15 protein-coding genes and 1 pseudogene are annotated in these 23,374 nt (G+C 73.4%); 11 read left to right on the forward strand and 5 right to left on the reverse strand.

What is annotated here, in order from left to right; all coding sequences use genetic code 11:
- Positions 1-279: 279 nt before the first annotated feature.
- Positions 280-1,953 carry a DEAD/DEAH box helicase gene (locus K1J57_RS20905; RefSeq protein ID WP_255646458.1) on the forward strand — a complete coding sequence of 558 codons (1,674 nt, stop codon included), beginning with the start codon at positions 280-282 and terminating at the stop codon, positions 1,951-1,953.
- Between the two features lie 90 nt (positions 1,954-2,043).
- Here the strand turns inward: K1J57_RS20905 and K1J57_RS20910 are convergent, their stop codons facing one another.
- The gene (locus K1J57_RS20910; RefSeq protein WP_220560275.1) at positions 2,044-3,357 is read right to left on the reverse strand and encodes an MFS transporter; all 1,314 of its coding nucleotides are present in this window, start codon (positions 3,355-3,357) and stop codon (positions 2,044-2,046) included.
- Positions 3,358-3,574: 217 nt separating this feature from the next.
- Between K1J57_RS20910 and K1J57_RS20915 the strand changes: the two genes are divergently transcribed.
- From K1J57_RS20915 to K1J57_RS20940, 6 genes are all read left to right on the forward strand, one after another.
- Positions 3,575-5,125 carry a sodium:alanine symporter family protein gene (locus K1J57_RS20915; RefSeq protein ID WP_220560276.1) on the forward strand — a complete coding sequence of 517 codons (1,551 nt, stop codon included), beginning with the start codon at positions 3,575-3,577 and terminating at the stop codon, positions 5,123-5,125.
- Positions 5,126-5,358: 233 nt separating this feature from the next.
- Positions 5,359-6,426, forward strand: coding sequence for a permease (locus K1J57_RS20920; RefSeq protein ID WP_255646459.1), 1,068 nt, complete (start codon positions 5,359-5,361; stop codon positions 6,424-6,426).
- Positions 6,423-7,214 (forward strand): TIGR03943 family protein, encoded by a 792-nt coding sequence (locus K1J57_RS20925; protein WP_220560278.1) that lies wholly within the window; start codon positions 6,423-6,425, stop codon positions 7,212-7,214. Before K1J57_RS20920 ends, K1J57_RS20925 begins: the two co-directional genes overlap by 4 nt.
- 207 nt (positions 7,215-7,421) lie before the next feature.
- The gene (locus K1J57_RS20930) at positions 7,422-8,759 is read left to right on the forward strand and encodes a cell wall metabolism sensor histidine kinase WalK (RefSeq protein ID WP_220560279.1); all 1,338 of its coding nucleotides are present in this window, start codon (positions 7,422-7,424) and stop codon (positions 8,757-8,759) included.
- Complete coding sequence (locus K1J57_RS20935; RefSeq protein ID WP_220560280.1) at positions 8,756-9,931, forward strand: AI-2E family transporter; 1,176 nt, start codon at positions 8,756-8,758, stop codon at positions 9,929-9,931. Before K1J57_RS20930 ends, K1J57_RS20935 begins: the two co-directional genes overlap by 4 nt.
- Positions 9,932-9,960: 29 nt before the next feature.
- A complete protein-coding gene (locus K1J57_RS20940) occupies positions 9,961-10,605 on the forward strand; it encodes a TVP38/TMEM64 family protein (protein ID WP_220560281.1) in 645 nt (214 codons plus the stop codon).
- 61 nt (positions 10,606-10,666) lie between these two features.
- Here K1J57_RS20940 and K1J57_RS20945 read toward each other — a convergent pair whose 3' ends face one another.
- The gene (locus K1J57_RS20945; RefSeq protein WP_220560283.1) at positions 10,667-11,992 is read right to left on the reverse strand and encodes an ABC transporter substrate-binding protein; all 1,326 of its coding nucleotides are present in this window, start codon (positions 11,990-11,992) and stop codon (positions 10,667-10,669) included.
- A gap of 424 nt (positions 11,993-12,416) precedes the next feature.
- Here K1J57_RS20945 and K1J57_RS20950 point away from each other — a divergent pair, with 424 nt between their 5' ends.
- From K1J57_RS20950 to K1J57_RS33575, 3 genes and pseudogenes are all read left to right on the forward strand, one after another.
- A complete protein-coding gene (locus tag K1J57_RS20950) occupies positions 12,417-18,179 on the forward strand; it encodes a type I polyketide synthase (RefSeq protein ID WP_220560285.1) in 5,763 nt (1,920 codons plus the stop codon).
- A complete protein-coding gene (locus K1J57_RS20955; protein ID WP_220560286.1) occupies positions 18,176-18,616 on the forward strand; it encodes a thioesterase family protein in 441 nt (146 codons plus the stop codon). The genes K1J57_RS20950 and K1J57_RS20955 overlap by 4 nt, the downstream gene beginning before the upstream one ends.
- Before the next feature lie 80 nt (positions 18,617-18,696).
- Positions 18,697-19,020 (forward strand): annotated as a pseudogene (locus K1J57_RS33575) (flavin reductase family protein); the annotation flags it as partial.
- Here the strand turns inward: K1J57_RS33575 and K1J57_RS20960 are convergent.
- From K1J57_RS20960 to K1J57_RS20970, 3 genes are read right to left on the reverse strand one after another with little or no spacing between them, the layout of a single operon-like run.
- Entirely contained in the window at positions 18,993-19,730 is a 738-nt protein-coding gene (locus K1J57_RS20960) for a TetR/AcrR family transcriptional regulator (protein ID WP_220560287.1), read from the reverse strand. The pseudogene K1J57_RS33575 and the gene K1J57_RS20960 overlap by 28 nt on opposite strands.
- Entirely contained in the window at positions 19,727-20,683 is a 957-nt protein-coding gene (locus tag K1J57_RS20965; RefSeq protein WP_220560288.1) for a DUF1702 family protein, read from the reverse strand. The genes K1J57_RS20960 and K1J57_RS20965 overlap by 4 nt, the downstream gene beginning before the upstream one ends.
- 19 nt (positions 20,684-20,702) lie before the next feature.
- Complete coding sequence (locus tag K1J57_RS20970) at positions 20,703-21,410, reverse strand: helix-turn-helix transcriptional regulator (protein ID WP_220560289.1); 708 nt, start codon at positions 21,408-21,410, stop codon at positions 20,703-20,705.
- Positions 21,411-22,020: 610 nt separating this feature from the next.
- On the opposite strand from K1J57_RS20970, the gene K1J57_RS20975 reads away from it, so the two are divergent.
- Positions 22,021-23,328 carry a HEAT repeat domain-containing protein gene (locus K1J57_RS20975; RefSeq protein ID WP_220560290.1) on the forward strand — a complete coding sequence of 436 codons (1,308 nt, stop codon included), beginning with the start codon at positions 22,021-22,023 and terminating at the stop codon, positions 23,326-23,328.
- The last annotated feature ends 46 nt before the right edge of the window (positions 23,329-23,374 follow it).

Raw genomic sequence — 23,374 nt, forward strand, 5'->3', positions numbered from 1 at the left:
GTCCCCACTTCGGAGCGATCTCTAGTAGGCTTCACCAAGCGGTCGTTCGCAATGCCGCGCGCATCAGGGCGCGCCGAGACCGCTCAAGACGCGGATCTCGTACGCCGATCACCTCGGCGCGACTCTTCCCGAAGAGACCAAGCCCCATGTCCGACGTAGGGGCCCACATCCGCGTGTGATCAGGCGCGTTTGTGTGATTTCTTCGCCGGGACCGCGATGGCCTTCCGTGTGGAGCCTTCCTCGAAACGCCGCCAACCGATGAGGAAGGTACACGTCACCTTGACGGACACTGCCGTAGAGCCTGCCTTCGACAGCCTCGGGCTTCCCCAGGACATCGTCGAAGAGCTGGCCAAGAACGGTGTGACCACCCCGTTCCCGATCCAGGCGGCCACGATCCCCGACGCCCTCGAGGGACTCGACGTCCTCGGCTGCGGCCGCACCGGCTCGGGCAAGACCCTGGCCTTCGGCCTGCCGGTCCTGGTCCGCGCCGCCGAGCGCCGGGCCGCCGCCAACCGCCCCCGGGCCCTGATCCTCGTGCCCACCCGCGAACTCGCCCACCAGGTCCGCGACGCGCTGCGCACCTACGCCCGAATCGTGGGCGCCCGCGTCGGCGACGTCGTGGGAGGCAGCTCCTACACCCGCCAGATCAACGAGCTGCGCCGCGGTGTCGACGTCCTGGTCGCCACCCCCGGCCGCCTCACCGACCTCATCGAGCAGGGCGCCTGCGACCTGGGCGACGTCGAGATCTCGGTGCTGGACGAGGCCGACCAGATGTGCGACATGGGCTTCATGCCGCAGGTCAGCGAGCTGCTCGACCAGGTCAAGCCCGAGGGCCAGACCCTGCTGTTCTCCGCCACGCTCGACGGCGACGTCGACAAGCTGGTGCGCAAGTACATGAACGACCCGCGCACCCACTCGGTGGACCCGCCGGTCTCCCAGGTCGCCACCATGGAGCACCACCTGCTCAAGGTGTTGCCCCGCGACAAGAACAAGATCATCGCCCAGATCGCCGCGCGCGAAGGCCGCACCATCCTGTTCGTGCGCAGCAAGTACCGCGCCGACACGATCAGCGAGCAGCTGGCCGAGGCCGGCGTGCCCAGCGCCTCCCTGCACGGCGGCAAGACCCAGAGCGTGCGCACCCGCACCCTGGCCAAGTTCCGCGAGGGCCGCATCCAGGCCCTGGTCGCCACCGACGTCGCCGCGCGCGGCATCCACGTCGACGGCATCGACCTGGTCGTCAACGTCGACCTGCCCACCGGGCACAAGGACTACCTGCACCGCGGCGGCCGCACGGCCCGCGCCGGCTCCTCCGGCTCCGTGGTGTCCCTGGTGGCGCCCAACCAGCGCCGCATGGCCCGGCGCCTGCTCAGCGACGCCGGCGTCGACGCCCAGCAGCACCTGGTGAACCCCGGCGACGAACTGCTCGCCGAGGTGACCGGAGCCCGCGAGCCCTCCTGGGAGCCGTGGATCGAGCCGCCGGAGCCGGTGCGCGAGCGCCGCGGCCGCGGCGGCCCGCGCGGCGGCGGTTACCGCGGCGGCTACCGCGGTGACCGGCGTGAGGGCGGCTACCGCGGTGGCGAGCGCCGTGAGGGCGGCTTCCGCGGTGACCGCGAAGGCGGCTTCCGTGGCGGCGACCGGCGTGAAGGCGGCTACCGGGGCGACCGCGAGGGCGGTTTCCGCGGCGGTGACCGTGAAGGCGGTTTCCGTGGCGGCGAGCGCCGTGAGGGCGGCTTCCGCGGTGGCGACCGGCGTGAGGGCGGTTTCCGCGGCGGTGACCGCGAGGGCGGTTTCCGTGGCGGCGAGCGTCGCGAGGGCGGCTTCCGCGGCGGTGACCGCCGTGAGGGCGGCTTCCGCGGCGGCGAGCGCCGGGGCGGCTACCGGGACGACTCCCGGGGCGGCCCGCGCGGCAACCGCCGCGGCGGCGAGCGCTTCGACTCCGCCCGCCAGTACTGAGCGAGCACCGACACGACCCGGGCCCGGCAGGATGACCTGCCGGGCCCGGGCCCTTACCGGGGTGAGGACTCCTCTCGGACGCGGTGCCGATCAGTCCAGGGAACGGCCCCGGGTCTCCCGGGACGCCCACACCGCCGTCAGCGTGAGCGCGCCCATCGCCGCCACGTACAGCGAGATCGGCAGGCTCGACCCGAACGCGGCCAGCAGGGCCGTCGCGATCAGCGGGGCCACCCCGCCCGCCGCGATCGAAGCCAGCTGGTAGCCCACCGACGCCCCCGAGTAGCGCGTCCGCGTGCTGAACAGCTCCGAGAAGAACGCCGCCTGCGGGCCGTACATGGCGCCGTGCATCACCAGGCCCACCGTCGCGGCCAGCGTCACCGCCCAGAACGCGCCGGTGTCGATCAGCGGGAAGAACGCGAACGCCCACAGGCCGACCCCGGCCGCTCCGACCGCCGTCACCGGGCGGCGCCCCACCCGGTCCGACAGCGCGCCCCACAGCGGGATCGTCACCAGGTGGACCGCCGAGGCGATGAGCACCGCGTTCAGCACCAGGCCGTTGGGCATGTCCGCCTGCTGCGTCGCGTAGACCAGGATGAACGCGGTGACGACGTAGTAGGAGACGTTCTCGGCCATCCGCACGCCCATCGCGACGAGCGCCTCACGCCAGTGGTGGCGCAGCACGCCGACGATGGGCGCCCGCTCCCGCTCGCCCGACCCCTCGGCCCGGGCCCGCGCCTCCTGGAACACCCGGGACTCGGTCACCGCCAGGCGCACCCACAGGCCGATGAGGACCAGCACCCCGGACAGCAGGAACGGGATGCGCCAGCCCCAGTCCAGGAAGGCCTCGTCGGGCAGGGCCACGGCCAGGATCGCCAGCACCGCGGTGGCCAGCAGGTTGCCGCCGGGCGCGCCCGCCTGCGGCCAGGAGGCCCAGAAGCCCCGGTGCTCGGGCCTGCCGTGCTCGGCGACCAGCAGGACGGCCCCGCCCCACTCGCCGCCCAGGGCGAACCCCTGGACGACCCGCAGCAGGGTCAGCAGCAGCGGTGCGGCGACGCCGACGGCGGCGTAGGTCGGCAGCAGGCCGATCGCGAAGGTCGCGCCGCCCATCAGCAGCAGGCTCAGGACCAGGAGCTGTTTTCGGCCGATCCGGTCGCCGAAGTGGCCGAAGACCAGTCCGCCCAGCGGGCGGGCGATGAAGCCGACCGCGTAGGTGGTGAACGCCAGCATGGTGCCCACCAGCGGATCGGACTCGGGGAAGAAGACGTGGTTGAAGACGAGGGCGGCGGCCGACCCGTAGAGGAAGAAGTCGTACCACTCGATGGTGGTGCCGATCAGGCTGGCGGTCACCACGCGCATGAAGGGGGTGCGCTTCGCGGCGGCGGGGTCTGGGGTGGTCGTGCTCATGTTCCGAACGGTAGAGACGCCGATCGGCAGTGACCATGGTCACATGCGCCATATGTGACCGCCCCGGTATGGGTGATGGCCCCGTGCGGCGCGGACATTAAGGTCCTTTACCGCGGTTTCGCGTGTCCGCGTCCCGTTCCGGCCGGGCCGCGGTGGACAGTGGCGGGCAGACCCCGGTGCCGTCAACGGGGCCACCCGGTCGCCGGAAGGGAAACGCGTGCCCGTCCTCAACACCTTTCTCGTCGCCGTCAACAACGTCTTCTGGTCCTACTTCCTCATCCCGCTCCTCGTCCTGCTGGCCGTGTACTTCACGGTCCGCTCCGGTGTGGTGCAGCTGAGGCTGCTGCCGGAGATGTTCCGGGTCCTGCGCAGCAGCCCCGGCACGGCCCCCGACGGCGGCAGGGAGATCTCCTCCTTCCAGGCCTTCGCGATCTCGGCCGCCTCCCGGGTCGGCACCGGCAACATCGTGGGCGTGGCGACGGCGGTGATGCTCGGCGGTCCGGGCGCGGTCTTCTGGATGTGGGCGATGTCCTGCGTCCTGGGCGCGGCCGCGTTCGTGGAGTCGACCCTGGCCCAGCTGTACAAGGTGCGCACCCCCACGGGCTTCCGCGGCGGCCCCGCCTACTACATCCGGTACGGCCTGGAGAACCGGTGGATGAGCGTGCTGTTCGCGGTCGTCATCACCGTCACCTTCAGCCTGGTCTTCAACACGGTGCAGTCCAACAGCATCGCTGGAGCCGTCTCCACCTCCGTCCGCGACCTGGGCCTCCCCGCCGGCTGGGTCCTCGACGTCGTCGTCGGCCTGGGGCTGGCGGGCCTGACCGCGGCCGTCATCTTCGGCGGCGTGCGCCGCATCGCCACCGTCGCCCAGGCGCTGGTCCCGCTGATGGCGATCCTGTACATCCTGCTCGGCCTGGCCGTCGTGGCCCTCAACATCGGGGAGCTGCCCCGGGTGGTCGGCGACATCTTCGCCGGGGCGTTCGGGCTGCGCGAGTTCGTGGCGGGCGGTGCCGGGGCCGCGATCCTCCAGGGGATGCGCCGGGGCATGTTCTCCAACGAGGCCGGCCTGGGCTCGGCGCCCAACGCCGGCGCCACCGCGTCGGTCTCCCACCCCGCCAAGCAGGGCCTGGTGCAGACCCTGGGTGTGTACTTCGACACCTGGCTGGTGTGCTCGGTCACCGCGTTCATCATCCTGGTCTACGGGCCCGACTTCGCCACGGAGACCGGGGCCGAGGTCACCCAGCGGGCGCTGGAGAGCACTCTGGGCGGCTGGTCCCTGCACGCCCTGACCGTGATCCTGTTCCTGCTGGCGTTCACGTCGGTGCTGGGCAACTACTACTACGGCGAGACCAACCTCGGGTTCCTGGACGCCGATCCCAAGCACATGACGTACTTCCGCTACGCGGTGCTGGCGGCGGTCTTCCTGGGCGCCGTCGCCCCGCTCACCGTCGTGTGGAACCTCGCGGACATCGCGATGGGCGTCATGGCCACCGTCAACCTGCTGGCCCTGGCGCCGCTGTCGGCGATCGCCTTCCGCCTGCTGGCGGACTACAGCCGCCAGCTGCGCAACGGGCTGGACCCGCAGTTCACACTGTCCAAGATGCCCGACCTGCGCGGGGTCCAGTGCTGGGGCGAGCCCGGCGGGGCGCTGCCCGAGGACGTGGACCGCAGCCAAGGGCAGGCCCCGGCCGACCCGGCCGAGGCCCTGGCCGAGCACGACGAGACCCCGGAGGAGGGGCCCGGGGACGACGAGCGCCGGGGCGACTGAGGCCCGCGGACCGCGCGGCGGGGGACACGGGGGGAGCGGACGGCGCTCCCCCCGTCGCCGTGCCGGGGTCCTCCGTCGCGTGGGGGCGGGTGCGCGGTCCGGGCGGGCGGCACCGCCGCGTCCCCGCCACGCTGCGGAGGAGTCGTCCACAGGCCGGCCCGGACCGGTCCAGGACGAAAACGGTTTTCGGTACTATGCCCGGAGACCCACACGATCCATCACGGAGTGCCACCGTGTCCGAACGGACCACACCCCAGCACACCCACGGGGGCGAGCCCCCGCCCGGCGACCCGTTCGTCCCCGCACGGGACTCCGAGCTGCCACCCGACGACTGGGGGCGCCGCCGCGGCGGGCGCCGCACCGGGACGGTCTGGCTGTTCGCGGCGCTCATCACCGCGATGGCCGTCGGCCACGCCTGGTTCTCCGACCAGCTCACCGGGCCGGCGTTCCTGACCTGGGCGACCATCTTCACCGCCATCTGCTTCCAGGCGCTGCCCTTCCTGGTCTTCGGGGTCGCGCTGTCGGCGGCGCTCACCGCCTTCGTGCCGACCTCCGTCTACCAGCGGTTCATCCCGCGCAAGGCCGGCCACGCGGTCCCGGTGGCCGGGCTGTCCGGCGCGCTGCTGCCGGGCTGCGAGTGCGCGTCGGTGCCCATCGCCGGGAGCCTGATCCGGCGCGGGGTCGCCCCCGCCGCCGCGCTCACCTTCCTGCTGGCGGCGCCCGCCATCAACCCGGTCGTCATGATCGCCACCGCCGTGGCCTTCGCCGGGCAGCCGGAGATGGTGCTCGCCCGGTTCGTCGCCTCGCTGCTGGCCGCGGTCGTCATCGGCTGGATCTGGGTGCGCTTCGGCCGCACCGAGTGGCTGCGCCTGCCCTCCCGGCCGGTCGACCCGGGCGAGTCCAAGTGGCGGGTCTTCCGCGAGTCGATGGTGCACGACATGATGCACGCCGGCGGCTACCTCGTCGTCGGCGGGCTGGCAGCCGCCACCATCAACGTCATGGTCCCCCGCGAGTGGCTGCTGACCGTGGCGGGGATGCCGGTCGTCTCGGTGCTGGTGCTCGCGCTGCTGGCGATCCTGCTGTCGATCTGCTCCGAGGCCGACGCGTTCGTCGCGCTCAGCCTCACCGACTTCTCGCCCACCGCCAAGCTGGCGTTCATGGTGGTGGGCCCGATCGTGGACCTCAAGCTCATCGCCATGCAGGCCGGGGTGTTCGGCTGGCGGTTCGTGGTGCGCTTCGTCCCCCTGTGCCTGATCGTCGCCCTGGCGGCCACCTTCCTGATCGGAGGCCTGATCCTGTGAACCGCATCGCGCAAGGGCTCACACTGGTGCTGCTGGGCACCTCGGCGCTCACCGCCACCGTGCCCACGGACATGTACCTCAACTGGGTCAAACCCGCCTTCCAGCCGTTCCTCATCGCCGCCGGCGCGGTCATGGCGGTGCTGGGCGTGTGGCTGGTCATCGCCGAGCTGCGCGGGGAGGCCGAGGAGCACGCGCACCACGCGCACCCCGGGGACGACGAGGCCGTCGCCGAGGCGTACGGGCACGGCGGCGGCCACGGCCACGACCATTCGCGCGCCCCGCACGTGGCCTGGCTGCTGCTGCTCCCGGTGCTCGCCGTGTTCGTGGTGGCCCCGCCGGCGCTGGGCTCCTACACCGTGCAGAGCACCGCCTCGGAGTCCTCCGCGCCACCGCCCCAGCGGGAGCGGTCGGGGCAGTTCGACGACGGCCTGGAGGAGGCCGCCGAGGGCGAGGTCGTCCCCCTGGAACTGCGCCAGTTCGTCATGCGCGCCTGGATCGACGAGGAGCGCACGATGGCCGGGCGCACCGTCGAGCTCACCGGGTTCGCCGTCCCCGCCGAGGACGGCGAGGGATGGTACCTGGCCCGGCTCCAGATGGCCTGCTGCGCCGCCGACGCGGTGGTCAACAAGGTGCTGATCACCGACGGCCCCGTCCCGGAGGCGGACAGCTGGTGGACCGTCCGGGGCACCTGGGTGGAGCCCGATGGGGAGCTGTACGACGTCAACGAGCACCGGTTCGCGGTCGCCGAACGGGAGGAGGTGACCGACCCGCCGGACCCCTACGAGTGACGCCGCGGGCCCCCGGGCGACCGGAACGCCCCGAATCGGGACACGGGTCACTGTCCGTGCACCCACTGCGCCACACCGGGCCCAATTCGGCGGTTCACGGCCACGGCGGGTGACAATGGGCGGGTGTCGGACAGGAGCGGTGGCCGCAGACGGATCTGGAACCGCGTGCGTCCCCGCTCGATCAGAGGGCGGGTCACCGCGGGGGCCATGGTCGCGCTCGTGGTCGTCGTCGCCATCGGCCTGACCGTCTCCGTCCTCCTGCTGCGCGACCTCATCACCTCCCAGGCCCGGGACCGCGCCGCCATCGCCGGACGCCACGTCGTCGAGGAGATCAGCACGGAGCGCTACCCGGGGCCCGTCCCGGCCCCCGAACCGGTCCTGCGGCTGCAGATCGTCGACTGGCACTCCGGCGAGGTGCTCGCCGCCAGCGACGCCATGCGCGGCCTCCCCCCGCTGACCCACGACCACCCCAGCCGGGGCGACTTCCGGGTGGACACCAGCACCTGCGTGGAACGGGACGGCGAGGACTACACCGACTGCTACCTGGTGGTGGGGTACGCCGTCGCCGACTCCGCCTACGGCGACGTCATGGTGCTGGCGGCGGCCCGGACGCCCCCGGTCCTGGTCACGGGCACCCTGGAGGCGGTGCTGATCGGCACCTCGCTCGGGCTGCTCGCCGTCACCGCGCTGATCATCTGGGTCGGCGTGGGCCGCGCGCTGCGCCCGGTGGAGCTGATCAGCGACCAGATGGAGGCCATCTCCGTCACCGACCTGCACCGCAGGCTCCGGGTCCCGCGCACCGAGGACGAGATCGCGCACCTGGCCCGTACCGCCAACGCCAGCCTCGACCGGCTGGAGGAGGCCGTCACCCGCCAGCGCCGGTTCGTCTCCGACGCCTCCCACGAGCTGCGCAACCCCATCGCCGGGATGCGCGCCAAGCTGGAGGTGGAGCTGTCGGACCCCCGCCCCGACCCCCGGGAGCGCGAGCGGCTGCTGACCGACCTGCTCTCGGACACCGAGCGCCTGGAGAACATCGTCTCCGACCTGCTCGAACTCGCCCGCATGGGATCGGACCTGGCGGCCTCCCGCGAGCCCTTCGACCTCGCCGCCCTGGTGCGGAAGGAGTTCGGGGACCGCCAGGAGGTGGCCGACCTGCACGTCCACGCCCCGGTCGAGGTCCCGGTGTGCATGGACCGGCTGCGGGTGACCCGGCTGCTGACCAACCTGGTCGCCAACGCCGAGCGCCACGCCCACGAGCGGATCGACATCGTCGTCGACCTCGACGAGGACGGATACGCGGTGGTGGAGGTGCACGACGACGGTTCCGGCGTCCCCGAGGCCGACCGCGAGCGGATCTTCGAGCGGTTCGCCCGGCTGCGCGAGTCGCGCGACCTGGACCCCGAGGGCAGCGGCCTGGGACTGGCCATCTCCCGGGAGATCGCCAAGGCCTACGGGGGCACCCTGGTGGCCGGTCGCAGCGACCTGCTCGGCGGTGCGCTGTTCACCCTGCGCGTTCCAGCGGAGAAGGGGGCGGAGACGGCATGAGCGACGGAGCGTCGACGGAGCCGAACGGCGGCAGGGGCGGACCGCGCGAGGGGAGGGGGCCGCGGAGGGAGGGGGCCGGACGGGAGGAGCACACGGCCCGGGAGGAGCCGCAGGCCGCGGCGGAGGACCGTCCGGGACCCCCGGCCCGGCGCCCGGCCTACTTCCGGATCGGGTTCGTCGGGGCCCTGGGTGTGCTCGTCGCCTGGCTGATGGTGCAGGCGCTGGTGGGCGTGCGCGGGGTGCTCGTCTACATCGTGGTGGCGCTCTTCGTCGCCGTCGGTCTCAACCCGGTGATCGAGTTCCTGCGCAGCCGCGCCCGCCTGCCGCGATGGCTGGCGATCCTCGTCGTCTGCCTGGCACTGGTGGCGTTCACCGCGGTGTTCGTCTGGGCGATCGTCCCACCGCTGACCGAGCAGGTCGCGAGTCTGGCCGCGGGCCTTCCCGCGATGATCGACGACCTCCAGAAGAACGCTTTCTTCGCCGACCTGAACGAGCGCTACGACCTGTTGGACCGGCTCCAGGGGGCCGTCGCCGATCCCGACGTCGGGCGGCAGCTCTTCGGCGGCCTGGTCGGTGTGGGCCAGGTGGTGGTGAACTCCGTGGTGGCCTCCTTCACCATCTTCATTCTCACCCTGTTCTTCATGGCCTCGCTCCACGGCATCCTCGACGTCTGCTACCGGCTGGTCCCCGCTTCACGGCGCACGGGGGTACGCGAGATCGGCGACGAGATCGTGCTGCGCATCGGTGCGTTCATCGCCGGGGAGCTGGTGGTGGCGGCGATCACGGGTGTGGTCGCCTTCCTCTTCTTCTGGGCGGTCGGTTCCTCCTACGCCCTGACGCTGGGACTGGTGGTGGGGGTGACGGCGCTCATCCCCCTGGTGGGCACAACGATCGGTGCGGTGGTGGCGGCCATGGCCATGACTCTGGTGGACCCCTGGCTGGGGCTGTTCACCCTGGCCTTCTTCCTCGTCTACCAGCAGATCGAGAGCTACGTGATCTCCCCGCGGGTGATGCGCCGGGCCGTGCACGTCTCGCCGACCGCCAACATCACGGCGGCCCTGGTCGGCGGCGCCATGATGGGCCTGGTGGGGGCGCTGCTGGCGATCCCGGTCGCCGCGTCGCTGACGATCATCCTCAACAAGGTGGTGTTCCCCCGGCTGGAGGAGGCCTGAGCGGCCCGGGCGCCGCGTAGGCTGCCCGGGTGGACGGACGAGGGGTGCGGGTGCGGGCGGTACTCGTGGTGGTGTGGGCGGCGGCGCTGGTCGCCGCCCTGGTCTACGGGCCCGATCCGGAGCAGGTGCGCGCCTGGATCGAGGCGTCCGGACCGGCCGCTCCCGTCGCCTACGTGGTGCTGTACGCGGTGGCGGTGTTCGCGCTGGTGCCCCGGCCCGCGCTGAACCTCGCCGCGGGGCTGCTCTTCGGGGTCGCGGCGGGGCTGCCGCTGGCCCTGGCCGGCGGGGTGGCCGCGGCGCTGGCGCAGTTCGCGGTCGCCCGGTACGTCGCCGGGGACGCCGTGGCCGGGCTGCTGCCCGCGGGCGCGCGTGCGCGGCTGGACGCCGTGGCCGGGGAGCACGCGCTCAAGGCCGTGCTCCAGCTGCGGCTGCTGCCGGTGGTCCCGTACCAGGTGGTCAACTACGGATGCGGCCTCACCCGGATGCGGGTCGGGCCGTTCGCCCTGGGGACGCTGGTGGGCGGCGTACCGGCGACCGCCGCGATGGTGCTGCTCGGGGCCGGGGGAGCGGACCTGGGGCTGCCCGCGGCGGTCGGGGGGATCGCGCTGGCGGCCCTGCTGGGGCTGCTGTGGTGGGTGCGCGCCCACCGCGGGCCGCGGGCCGGGGAGGCCTGACGGCCCGGCGGGCACGGGGCGAGGGCCTCGGGCCCTTGCCCCGCGCCCGGGGCGCGGCGGGTCAGGAGCCCTCGCCGCCGAAGATCGCCACCTCGTCGGGAGTGGGGCGTTCCATGTCGAACGGGAGGATCTCCCCGCCGTCGCTGTCGGTGACCATCGGCTCCTGGAGGATCTCCGGGCTCTCGCCGGCGTTGTGCCGGACCACCATGACGCCGCCGTAGCCGCTGTGGTCGGTCTCGGAGGCGGCGAAGGGCACCAGCCCCGGCCCGGTCCACTCGTGCGAGTTGAGGGTCTCGAGCAGGGACGAGCGGGTCAGGTCGGGCCCGGTCTCCATGAGCACCTGGGCGAGCAGGACCGCCTGCACCATGCCGTAGACCGTGGTGTCGGTGAACGGGGTGTCGGCGTTGTACTCCTCGTGGATCTCCAGGAAGAACTCGGTCCACGGGTCGTCGCGCTGGGCCGCCATCGGCAGGAACGCGGTGATGATCAGCCCGTCCAGGAACGACTCCGGCGGGACGTCCTCGGCGGGGGTGCCCTGGGCGTACTCCTCGATGAGGGAGGTCACGATCTCCACGTCGCCGCCGAAACTGGGAGCGATCCACTGCGGGTCGTAGCCGATGGCGGTGGCCTCCAGGATCGCCAGGCCCAGGAAGGCCGGGATGCAGTGGCACACGACGACCTCCGCATCGCTCTCCTTCAGGGAGGCGATCTGGCCGGCGAGTTCGGGGGCCCCGGGGTCGTAGGACTCCCAGGCGACGATCTCGTCGGTGAGGTACTGCTCCAGCCCCGCCTGGGAGGAGGGGCCGACGTCGTCGTTCTGGTAGAGGAGGCCGACGTCGTCGCCGGGGAAGTTCTCGGCGATGTACCTCCCCTGGATCTTGGCCTCCCGGGAGTAGTCCACCTGGAAGCCGTAGCTGTAGGGGTAGACGTCCGGCTGGTCCCACGCCAGGGCGCCGGAGGAGACGAAGAGGTCGGGCACGCCGGCCTCGTTGATCTCGGCGATGACGGCCTCGTGGGTGGGCGTGCCCAGCCCGCCGAGCATCGCGAAGATCTCCTGGTCCTCGATCAGGGTGCGGGCGGCCTCGACGGTCTTGGACGGGTCGAAGGAGTCGTCCTGTACCTGGTACTCGATCCGGCGCCCGTGGATGCCGCCGTTGTCGTTGATGTAGTTGAACACGGCGCGGGCGCCGGTGGACACGTGCCGGAAACCGGGGGAGGCCGGTCCGGTGAGCGGTTGGTGCGTGCCGATGACGATCGCGTCGTCGGTGACCCCTCGGGTCTGGGCTGCGAGTTCCTCGGCCGCCTGGTCCGAGGACGCCCCCTCCGCGCAGGAGGTGGCGAGTACCGCGACGGCCAGTGCCGTGGCGATCGTTCTCAATGGTCGCATGGTGCTGTCCTGGACTTCGTTGTGCCTTCACGGAGCGGGTGTGAGTGGCCCAAGGGGGGAACGAGGCCGTTGCCGGGCCCGACAGGGATACCTACTGGCCGGTACGTTACCCGTGAGTAAACACCATACGCGTGCGTGAGACCACTGGTAACAGGTTCGAGATGTTGCGGATGGTATTTGAGTGAACTCGTGATGTTGCCGCTGTCCACAGTCGGCCGCCCTGCGTCCGCTCGACTCCAAGCTGTTGTCAGGTGATTGCGTTGCGTGCCGCCCGCGTCCCTCTCCGGTCGGCCCGCCGGGGGAATTCCCGCACCGAAAAATAAATATCAACGTTATCGAATTTCCCTCAGCAAAAACCGAGAAGAATGTCGGCTCCCTTTCCGTGCACCCTGGTGGACAGTCGTCCCGACGTCCCGGAGGCAGCATGGACAGGATCGCCATCACCGGCATGGCGTGCCGTTATCCCGACGCCGACAGCACCGAGCAGCTCTGGGAGAACGTCCTGGCCGGACGCCGGGCCTTTCGCCGCATTCCCGCCGAGCGGTTGTCCCTGGCCGATTACTGGTCCGCGGATCCGACCGATGTCGACAGGTTCCATTCCGACCGGGCCGCCGTCCTGCGCGGTTTCGAGTTCGACCGTTCCGCGTACCGGGTGGCCGGCAGCACCTTCCGGTCCACCGACATGACCCACTGGCTCGCCCTGGACACCGCCGCCCGCGCCCTGGCGGACGCCGGCTTCCCCGAGGGGCGCGGACTGCCCCGGGCCACCACCGGGGTGGTGCTGGGCAACACCCTCACCGGCGAGTTCTCCCGGGCCAACTCCCTGCGCCTGCGCTGGCCCTACGTCCGCCGGACACTGGCCGACGTCCTGCGTCGGCGGGGCCGGGACGGCGACGAGGTCGCGAGCCTGCTGGCCGAGGCGGAGCGGGCCTACAAGGAACCCCTGCCCGCACCCGACGAGGACACCCTGGCGGGAGGGCTGTCCAACACGATCGCGGGCCGGGTGTGCAACCACTTCGACCTCGGAGGCGGCGGGCACACCGTCGACGGCGCCTGCGCCTCCTCCCTCCTCGCGGTCGTCACGGCGGCCCGGGCCCTGGTCGCCGGGGACCTGGACGTCGCCCTCGTCGGCGGGGTCGACCTCTCCCTCGACCCGTTCGAGCTCGTGGGCTTCGCCCGGACCGGGGCGCTGGCCACCGGGGACATGCGCGTCTACGACCGCGACTCCAACGGCTTCTGGCCGGGGGAGGGGGCCGGGGTCGTCGTCCTCATGAGGGAGGAGGACGCGCTGGCCTCCGGAGCCCGGGTGTACGCCCTCGTCACCGGCTGGGCGGTCTCCTCCGACGGCGCGGGGGGCATCACCCGGCCGGAACAGGACGGGCACCGCACCGCTCTGGAGCGCGCCTACGCCCGGGCCGGGTACTCCCCGGCGACGGTCGGCTACTTCGAGGGGCACGGCACCGGCACGGCCCTGGGCGACGCGACGGAGATCGCGGCCCTGTCCGCGGCCCGGGGCCCGGGCGCCCCCTCCGCCCTGGGCAGCATCAAGGCCAACATCGGCCACACCAAGGCGGCCGCCGGGGTCGCCGGCCTCATCAAGGCGGCCCTGGCCGTCCACCACCGGGTCGTCCCCCCGGGCACCGCACAGCACACGCCCCACCCCCTTCTCACCGGGCCTGACGCGGTCCTGCGGGTCCCCGAGCGGGCCGAGCCCTGGCCTCAGGAGGGGCCCGCCCGCGCCGGCGTCTCCGCCATGGGCTTCGGCGGGATCAACACCCACATCGCCCTCCAGGCCTGCGGCACCCCCGCTCCCGCCGGGCCCGACGAACGGACCCGGCTCCTGGTGGCGGGGCGCCAGGACGCCGAGCTCCTGCTCGCGGACGCCGAGGACCCGGCCGCCCTGCGTTCCCTGCTGGCCTCCTGGGGCGAACTCCTCCCGGGCCTCTCCCACGCCGAGCTGACCGACCTGGCGGCCGCCGCGGCCGCCGGCCTGGGCGGCGGCGCGGTGCGCTGCGCCGTCGTCGCGGCCGACCCGCAGGCGGCGGCGCACGCCGTCGCGGAACTGGTCGCCCGCATCGATGCGGGGGAGGAGGAGGTCCTCGCCCCGGAGAAGGGGATCTTCCTGTCCGGCCGCCCCGGCACCCCCGCGATCACCTTCCTCATGCCGGGCCAGGGGACGGGGGAGGGGGCGCGCGGCGCCCTGCGCCGCCGCTTCCCGCACCTCGAACGGACCCTGGACGCCGCGGCCGTCCCCGAGCACGGCGATCCGGTGGCGACGGAGAACGCCCAGCCCCGGATCGTCGCGGGCTCGCTGGCCGCCCTGAAGCTGCTGGACGGCCTCGGAGTGACCGCCCGCGCGGCGGTCGGCCACAGCCTCGGCGAGCTCACCGCCCTGCACTGGGCCGGAGCCCTGGGGGAGGAGGCCCTGCTGGAGCTGGCCCGGGCCCGGGGCGGGGTCATGGCACGGACCGCGCGCGCCGGGGGAGCCATGCTCCACATCGCCGCGGACGCCGCGCACGCGGCCCGCCTGGCGGCGGCCGACCCCGACCCGGACGTCGTGGTCGCCGCGCACAACGGGCCCGGCCAGACGATCGTCTCGGGTCCGTCCGACGCGGTGGCGCGGGTCCGGGGCCGGGCCCGCGCCCAGGGGCTGGACACCGCCCTCCTCCAGGTCTCCCACGCCTTCCACTCGCCCCTGGTCGCCCCCGCCGTCCCGGAGCTGCGACGGGTGCTCGGCGGCATCCCCTTCGCACCGCCCGCCCGGCGCGTGGTCTCCACCGTGGACGGCGCGGACCTGGGCCCCGGGGCGCCCCTGCCCGACCTGCTGTGCGACCAGGTGGTCCGCCCGGTCCTGTTCCTCGAAGCCGTCTCCCGCGTGGCCCCGGACACCGACCTGTTCCTGGAGGCCGGGCCGGGACGGGTGCTGTCCCGGGCCGCCGCCCGGATCGCCCCCGGGGTCCCCGCCCTGTCCGTGGACACCGATGCCCCGACCCTGGTGCCCCTCCTGAAGGCCCTGGGCGCGGCCTTCGCCCTCGGCGCCCCGGTGGACGGCCGCAAGCTCTTCGAGGGGCGGCTGGTCCGGCCCCTCCCCGCGGCCGGCGGCTTCCTCGCCAACCCCTGCGAGACGGCGCCCGCGGGCCTTCCCGGGGACGCCTCCGCCCGCCTGGAGCCGGCCCCGGGCCCCGGAGCCTCCCCCTCGGCCGCGGACGAGGAGGGCGCCGACACCCTCGCACTGCTCCGCCGCCGCGTCGCGGAGCGGGTGGAACTGCCGCCGGAGACCGTCACGGAGCACACCCGGCCGCTGGACGAACTGCACCTGAGCTCCATCACCGTCGGACAGATCGCCAACGAGGTCGCGCGGGCCCGGGGGCTCCCCCCGCTGGAGGCGACCAGCGGCCACGCCACCTCCAGCCTCGCGGAGCTGGCCGCCCTCATCGACGACCCGGCGCGGGCGGCGGACGGGCGGCCCACGGAGGAGGTGGCCGGGGCGGGGCCCTGGGTGCGGGCGTTCGGACTCCGCCACCGCCCCGCCGCGGCCCCCGCCCCCGTCACCGCAGGCGCGTCCCCGTCGCACTGGACGGTCCACGCGCCCGACGGCGACCGCCGTGCCGGGCGGGTGCGCGCGGCGCTGGCGGCCGCGGGCGCCGGAGAGGGCGTCCTCCTCATGGCCGACCCCGACCGCCCGGCCGACTCCCTGGCCGCGGCCCAGGAGGCGGCGGACCGCGGGGTCCGCCTGGTCGTGCTCCAGTCCGAGCCGGTCGTCTCCGGCCTGGCCCGGACCCTGCACGTGGAGGCGGGGGTACCGGTCACGGTGATCGAGTCCGATACGGCCCCGGACGGTTCCGACACCGCGCCGCCGGCGGCCGTGGTCGCCGCCGAGGCGGCCGCCACCACGGCCTACACCGAGGTCCGGTACACCGGGGAGGGGCGGACCGTTCCCGCCCTCGTCCCGCTCGTCCCCGGCAGGCCGGGGAGCGGGGGCGCGGCCCCCCTGGGGCCCGACGACGTCGTCCTGGTCACCGGCGGAGGCAAGGGGATCACCGCCGAATGCGCCCGGGACCTGGCGCTGCGCCACGGTCCGGGCCTGCTCCTGCTCGGCAGGTCGGACCCCGGGACCGACCCCGAGCTGGCCGCCAACCTGGAGAGGCTGGCCGACTCCGGGGTCCGGTACCGCTACGAGCGCGCCGACGCCGCCGACCCCGACCAGGTGCGCGCCGCCGTCGGGCGCGCCGCCGGCCTCGGCGCCGTCACCGCGGTGCTGCACGGGGCCGGGCGCAACGAGCCCGCCCCCCTCGGCGCGCTCACCCCCGCGGACCTGGCCGCCGCGGCGGCCCCCAAGGTCGACGGCCTGCACGCCGTCCTGGCGGCGGTGGACCCCCGTCGGCTGCGCCTGCTGGTCACCTTCGGCAGCGTCATCGGGCGCGCGGGCCTGCGCGGGGAGGCCCACTACGCCGCGGCCAACGACAGGATGAGCGCGCTGGCCCGGGAGTACGGCCGGCGCCACCCGCACACTAGGGTCCTGGCGCTCGAATGGTCCGTGTGGTCCGGCGCCGGCATGGGGGAGCGCATGGGCGTCGTCGAGTCCCTCCTGGGGGCCGGGGTCACGCCGATCTCTGTGGACGAGGGACTGGAGGTGCTGCACGACCTGCTCGGGGACCCCTCCGCCGGACCGGTCGTCGTGGTGTGCGGACGCATGGGCGACCCGCCGACCCTGCCCGCGCCCGGGCCCCTCCCCCTGGGCAGGTTCCTGGAGCGGATCCGGGTCCACTGCGCCGGGACCGAGCTCGTCACCGACACGGAGCTCTCCCTCGCGGACGACCCCTACCTGGAGGACCACCGCTTCGACGGGGACATGCTGGTCCCCGCGGTCATCGGCATGGAGGCCATGGCCCAGGTCGGAACCGCGATCGCCGGGTACGCGGGCTTGCCCGACTTCGAGGACGTGGAGTTCCTGCGGCCGATCGTCGTCCCGCCCTCGGGGACCTGCGTGGTCCGGGTGGCCGCGCTGGTCCGCGACACCGGCACCGTGGACGTGGTCGTGCGCACCGGGGAGACCGGGTTCGCCGCCGACCACTTCCGCGCGGTCCTGCGCCTCCCCCCGGCCGGGCGCCCCCCGGCGGAGCGGAGCGTGCCCGCCACGGACGCGCCGCACGTCCCCCTCGACCCGACGGCCGAGCTCTACGGCGGCCTGTTCTTCCAGGGCAAGCGGTTCCAGCGGCTGTCGTCCTACCGCCGGGTGAGCGCCCGGCACACCGTCGCCGAGGTGACCGGGGACGCCGGCGGGCTCCTGTGGTTCGCCCCCTACCTCCCCCAGGGCCTGGTCCTCGCCGACCCCGGCGTCCGCGACACCGCCATGCACGCGCTCCAGGCCGGGGTGCCGGACGCGGTCCTGCTGCCGGAGCGGGTCGACCGCCTCCTGCCCGCCCCGCCGGACCGCTCCGGACCCTTTCTCCTGGCCGCGGCGGAGCGGTTCCGCGACGGGGACTCGCACGTCTACGACGTGGAGCTGTCCGGGCCCGACGGCCTCGTCGTCGAACGCTGGGAGGGCCTGCGCCTGCGGGCGGTGCGCTCCCGGGGCGGCGCCGCCCCCTGGCCGGCCCCGCTGCTCGGCCCCCACCTCGAAAGGTCCGTGTCCCGGTTCCTGGGGGAGGGGGTCCGGGTCGCCGCCGAACCCGCCGCCGGCCCCGGCCGGGCCCAGGCCGGGGCCGCCGCACTGCGGCGCTGCCTCGACCGCGCCGCCACCGTGCGCCACCGGCCCGACGGGCGCCCCGAGGTCGACGGCGCCCACGTCTCCGTCTCCCACGGTGCCGGGGCGGCCCTGGCCGTCTGCGCGGACACACCGGTCGGCTGCGACATCGAGGAGGTGGTCCGCCGGGACCGTGCCGCGTGGGCGGACCTCCTGGGGCCGGGGCCCCTCGCCGCCGCGGACCTGGCCGCCCGGGAGGCGGGCGAGGACGCCGACACGTCGGCCACCCGGGTCTGGGCCGTCCTGGAATGCCTGCGCAAGCTCGGGACCGCCACGAGCGGAGTGGTCCTGGAGCGCGTCCGTCCCGGCGGATGGGCCGTGTTCGCGTCGGGGGCGGTCTCCGTCGCCACCCTGGCCACCGGACTGGCGGGCCGCGACGCCCCCGTGGTCGTCGCCGTCGGCCGCGTTCCCGGGGCCACCTCACCGAAGGAGCAGCAGTGACCGGTCACTACGAGATCCGCCACACCGTCGGCCTGGAGGAGACCAACCTGGTCGGCAACGTCTACTACGCGCACTACCTGCGCTGGCAGGGGCGCTGCCGGGAGATGTTCCTGCGCGAGCACGCCCCCTCGGTCCTGGACGACCTGCGCGGGGACCTCAAGCTCTTCACCCTCCGCGTGGACTGCGACTACCTGGCCGAGACCACCGCGTTCGACGTGGTGTCCATCAGGATGCGGCTGGAGGACCTGGGCCAGACCCAGCTCGGCTTCTCCTTCGACTACGTGCGGCTGGAGGGGGACCGGGAGACGCGCGTGGCCCGGGGGAGCCAGCGCGTCGTGTGCATGCGCGGCCACGGCGACGCCGTGGTCCCGGTCCGGGTGCCCGAGGCCCTGCGCACCGCACTGGCGCCGTTCTCCCCGGCCCGGGCGGTGGTCTGATGGCGGATCTGCGCACGGTGATGGCGCGCTTCCCCACCGGGGTGACCGTGCTCACGACCGGCGGGCCCGACCCCCACGGGATGACCGCCAACGCCTTCACCTCCGTCTCCCTGGACCCGCCGCTGGTCCTGTGCTGCGTGGCCTCGACCGCGCGCCTGCACACCACCGTCCGCGACCTCGGGGCCTTCGGGGTGTCCCTGCTCGGGGCCGACCAGGCCGCCCTGGCCGCCCACTTCGCCGACCGCTCCCGCCCCTCGGGGGCCGCGCAGTTCGCGCCGTGCGACTGGTTCCGGGGAGCGCGGACGGGCGCGCCCCTGCTGGCGGGCGCACGCGGATGGCTGGAGTGCGCGGTACGGGACGTCCACCGCGCCGGGGATCACTCCATCGTGGTCGGCGAGGTCCTCAGCGCGGTCCCGGGGGGCGGCGCCGCCCCGCTGGTGTTCGTCGACGGGGGGTTCGCGGACGCCGGCCCGCCGCGGAACCGGTCGCAGGACAGCGCCACCGACGCCTCGGCCCGTTCCCGCAGGTCCCCGGCGCCCACCATGAGGGCGGGGAGCACCGATTCGAAGCAGGCGTCGGCGTCGTACGGTGCGACCAGGTAGGAGCCCAGCTCCAGGGACACCACCCCGTGCACCCCCGTCCACATGCGGTGGGCGACCGCGAAGGGGTCGTCGGAGGCGAAGCGCCCCTCCCGCATGCACCGCTCGGTGCAGGAGACCACCGGCGCCAGGGTGTACCGCCCGTGCTGGCGGTCCTCCTCCGACAGGGAGAAGCCCGCCAGGGAGGAGGCCCCGAACATCACCGCGTAGAGGTGGGGCGCGGCCTTCGCGCTCGCCCGGTAGGCCCGCCCGTACAGGGCCAGGTCGGCCACCGGATCGGTGGAGGGGGCCACCCGGGCGAAGTGCGCGTGCAACCGGGCGAAGCCCTCGTGGACCATCGCCCGCACCAGGCCCGTCATCCCCCCGAAGTGCGTGTAGACGGCCATGGTCGAACAGCCCGCCTCGCGGGCCAGGCGACGGGTCGTCAGCGCCGCCGGGCCCTCGGTGGAGAGCACATGGGCCGCGGCGTCGAGGAGCGAGGGGGCGGTCCGGGGAGCGGCCCGGCGCGGACTCATCCGGCCCACCGCTCCGCCAGCCGCGTCCGCCACTCCTCGTACGCGGGCGGGCCGCCGGGCTCCTCCCCGTCCGGCCGGGCATCCCTGGCCGCACGGGCCGCCTCCTGGGCGGAGCCGCCGAACAGCACGCCGACGGCCTCCTCCACGTGCGGCACCAGCAGGCCCGCGCGCAGCCGCGTCTCCGCGGCGAACGCCGCGCCCTGGGCCAGCCGCGGCCGGTGCGCCCCGGCCCGGCGGCACAGGCGCTCCAGCCCCGCGCGGTCCGCGCCCCCCGCGTAGACGGCGGCCAGGCCCACTCCGCTGTACAGGTCGGCCCGGCGCTCCTCCCCGAACGACTCCACCAGGTCCGCGGCGCGGTCGGGGTCCGCGCAGGAGACGAACCACAGCGCCCGTCCCACCCCCTGGTCCATCGCCCTGGGCGCGTACCCGGGGCGGCCGGACCAGCGGGCCGGGCGGCCGTCGAGGGCCCGCCGGTGGACGAACCGCCGTGTGCGGAAGTAGGCCTGGTGGAAGCCGTACCCGTCCAGGACCAGCCAGCGCAGCAGCGGGTCGAGCGTGCGCACCGGGGGCCACAGCGGCCGGGGCAGGCGGGCCAGGGCCCAGCCCACGCCGACGTGCGCCATGTACAGGTGGGGGTTCCCGGGGCCGGCCATGTACGCCCGGGACCTCCCTCCGCGCGGGCTCAGGGCGTCCAGCACGGTGAACGCCATGGCCGCGCCCTCGTGGGCGAACCCGCGGAAGCGCACGGGCACCTCGGCCAGCAGGCGGTCGGTGCGTTCCGGATCCGCGGTCTGGGCGGCGTGCCCGTAGCCGACGAGGAAGAAGAGGCCGACGGTCTCGATGAGCGTGCGGGCCTGCGGGGCGCCGGGGTGGAAACCGCGGGTGCTGACGAGGGTCTGGTCGGTCCCGGGGGTGAGGATCCGGCGGCGCAGCGTCGCGAGGTGCGTGTTCACGGGGGCTCCCGGTTCGAGGTCAGCCGCAGACCAGGGTGGCGGTCTCGGCCACGGGCGCGGGGGCGAGCGAGATGGCCAGAGGCACGTCGGTCGATTTCATCCGGCGCATCGACAGGTGGGTCCACGTGTTCATGTTCTGCCTGACCGTGAGCCGGTGCGGGAGGGAGCCGACCATGGCGTCGCCGCCCCTCGTGGCGCCGACCCGCATGGCCAGGGCCACCAGGTTCCACTCGCCCGGAGGCGTGCCGTGGATCGTGAAGGGCATCCGTTCGGCGGTGGGCAGCACGCGGAAGGCGACCGGCCTGCCCTGGGGGACGTCCCCCGCGTACACGCCCACCAGCACCTGGCCGTCGGGGATGGCGCGCGGTAATTCGATCGTGCCGTGCACGCTGCCGGTGCCCCGGCCCGCCCGGTCGGGCGCCGACGAGTGGAGGCCGGCCAGTTCGGCGGCCCGGGGCATGCGGTTGAAGTCCTTGGACATGGCGACCAGCAGCCGCCCCACCGGCGGTTTGCGGTACTCGCGCGGGGACATGCCCACCAGCCGGGTGAACCTGCTGGTGAAGGTGCCCACGCTGTTGTAGCCCACGCTGTGGACGATGTCGCAGATGTTCATGGAGGATTCGACCAGAAGGCGTTTGGCCTCGAACATGCGCACCGCGCCGAGATATCTTCCCGGGGAGATACCGACGTCCTGGGTGAAGAGCCGGGAGAAGTGGAAAGGGCTCACGAACACCTCGGACGAGATATCGCTCAGCGTGATCGGTTCGGCGTAGCGCCGGTGTATGAAAGAAACCGCCTGACGAACCGATTCGCGCATGTTCGCTCCTAGTGACTCTACGGCATGGTCATGTCGTGGCGTTCGCCGGTGCGTTGTACGTTCTCGTGTACCCGCTCATCCTCCATGAGGATTCAACCTTGGACGTCTCCTGTATTGCTGTCTGCGGAACCGCAAATAATGAGACCAGGTTCCGGCAATGCCGGTGCGGCGGGATGTCCGGCGGCGTCGCGGCGGTCGTGCCATGGTCCTTGCGGGGCGGCGAAAAGATCGGTCCCATGCATTCTCACCTGCGGCTTCCCGGGGGTTTCCCGTCTTCTTCGCGTCGGTTCTTGTGAAACCAGGGGTTCCAGTGACTCTCCTATGCTTTCGCTCTGTCACTCATGGTGTTGTTTCTTTTGTGCGACCCCCGTCGTATCCGGCAGGATGTTCGGGGTTGCGCGGGAAAGGAGGACGTGTTAATGGGGGAGGCCCGCAATGCACGAGAAGGAATTGATTGGTCTTCCGTCCTAAGGTGGTGCGCATAATCCCGGTGCCCATTACCTGGTTAAGGAGAGATCAGATGGCGATCGACCTGGCGCACAAACAGCCGCCGCCGGACCCCGCGGACGCCGAACGCCGGGCGGAACTGGCCGGCCGGCCTCCTCTGACCGAGTTGGCCAGCGAGCAGCGCGACGCGCTCAACTTCTCCTACCGCACGACCCTCAGCATGGACCCCCGCCTGGTCGCCGGAGACCCGGCCGCCTGGCAGAGCGACTTCGGCTACGCGCTCAACAAGGCGGCCGTCCGCCTGGACACGCGCACCGACGAGGAGCTCGCCCGCGACGCCCTCTCCCACCCGGACCCGGTGGCCCGCGAGCAGGCCGTCTTCGAGTACGCCGACCGCGACCCCGCGGACGTCTTCGAGGTGCTGGAACAGGTCGTGCGCACCGAGAAGGACCGGGAGATCCGCTGGGACACCCTGTGGGCCATCGAGAAGCTCGGCGGCCCCCACGCGATGAGCACCCTGTCCCGCTTCCTGGACGACCCCGACCCCGAGATCGCCGAGTGGTCCAAGCTCTTCCTCAGCGAGCTGCAGACCGGCGACCCCGCCTTCGACTCCCGGGAGGCCGTCTTCACCGAGGGGCGCACCTTCGACGAGACGATCTACCTCCTCATCCACTGCGACCTCTACATCCGCCTGGACGACACCAACCGGCACTGGGGCAAGCTCTCCCTGGGGCCCCGCGGGCTGGCCCGGGTCTACGGCCAGGCCCACGCCTGCCCCAACGTCGCCACGCGGGAACGGCAGCTCCTGATGGCCAAGACCATCGACGGGCTGTACGAGGACGGCACCCGGCACATGGACAACTACCTGTTCCGCGGGTTCACCGACCGGACGCGGGCCGACCGGGGCAACTTCTACTTCGAGTCCCACGTGCCCCGGACCTTCTACCACTCCGGCCGGGCCGCCGACCCCTCCCGGGGCACGCGGCAGACCGACATCGGCTTCGCCCGCTTCGGCACCTGGTTCCTGGACCCCGACATCCGGGTCCGCGGCGAGGCGGCCATCCGCTACGTGCGTGGGCGCTTCCAGGGCTGGGGCTACACGGACGTCGAGAACATGGTCGGCAAGGACATCACCGAGATGCTCGCCCCCGGCAACGGCATCCTGTCCACGCTGCACGACCCCGAGGTCGGGCCGAAGACCAACGTGTTCATCCTCGGCACCTTCAAGGGCAAGCTCAACGACTGGGACGGCGACGGGCGCATCGACCTCAACTCCCGCGACGTGTACAGCACCGTGGACGGCGAGCTCGACAGCGACCAGGACGGGATCCCCGACGAGCCCGGCCGCACCTGCTCCGACCACCGCCCCGGCCGTGTCTGACGGCCACCGCAGGCCCGGAAGCCCGGACTTCCGCGTTCTCCCAGAG

Origin of the sequence: Nocardiopsis sp. MT53 (assembly GCF_019598965.1) — a bacterium.
GTDB lineage: Bacteria > Actinomycetota > Actinomycetes > Streptosporangiales > Streptosporangiaceae > Nocardiopsis > Nocardiopsis changdeensis.

Bases quoted from the DNA above. Each gene is read 5' to 3' on its own strand.
- K1J57_RS20910 (WP_220560275.1), bottom strand. From the start codon at position 3,357: ATGAGCACGACCACCCCAGACCCCGCCGCCGCGAAGCGCACCCCCTTC.
- K1J57_RS20930 (WP_220560279.1), top strand. From the start codon at position 7,422: ATGGTCGCGCTCGTGGTCGTCGTCGCCATCGGCCTGACCGTCTCCGTC.
- K1J57_RS20935 (WP_220560280.1), top strand. From the start codon at position 8,756: ATGAGCGACGGAGCGTCGACGGAGCCGAACGGCGGCAGGGGCGGACCG.
- K1J57_RS20945 (WP_220560283.1), bottom strand. From the start codon at position 11,992: ATGCGACCATTGAGAACGATCGCCACGGCACTGGCCGTCGCGGTACTC.
- K1J57_RS20950 (WP_220560285.1), top strand. From the start codon at position 12,417: ATGGACAGGATCGCCATCACCGGCATGGCGTGCCGTTATCCCGACGCC.
- K1J57_RS20960 (WP_220560287.1), bottom strand. From the start codon at position 19,730: ATGAGTCCGCGCCGGGCCGCTCCCCGGACCGCCCCCTCGCTCCTCGAC.
- K1J57_RS20975 (WP_220560290.1), top strand. From the start codon at position 22,021: ATGGCGATCGACCTGGCGCACAAACAGCCGCCGCCGGACCCCGCGGAC.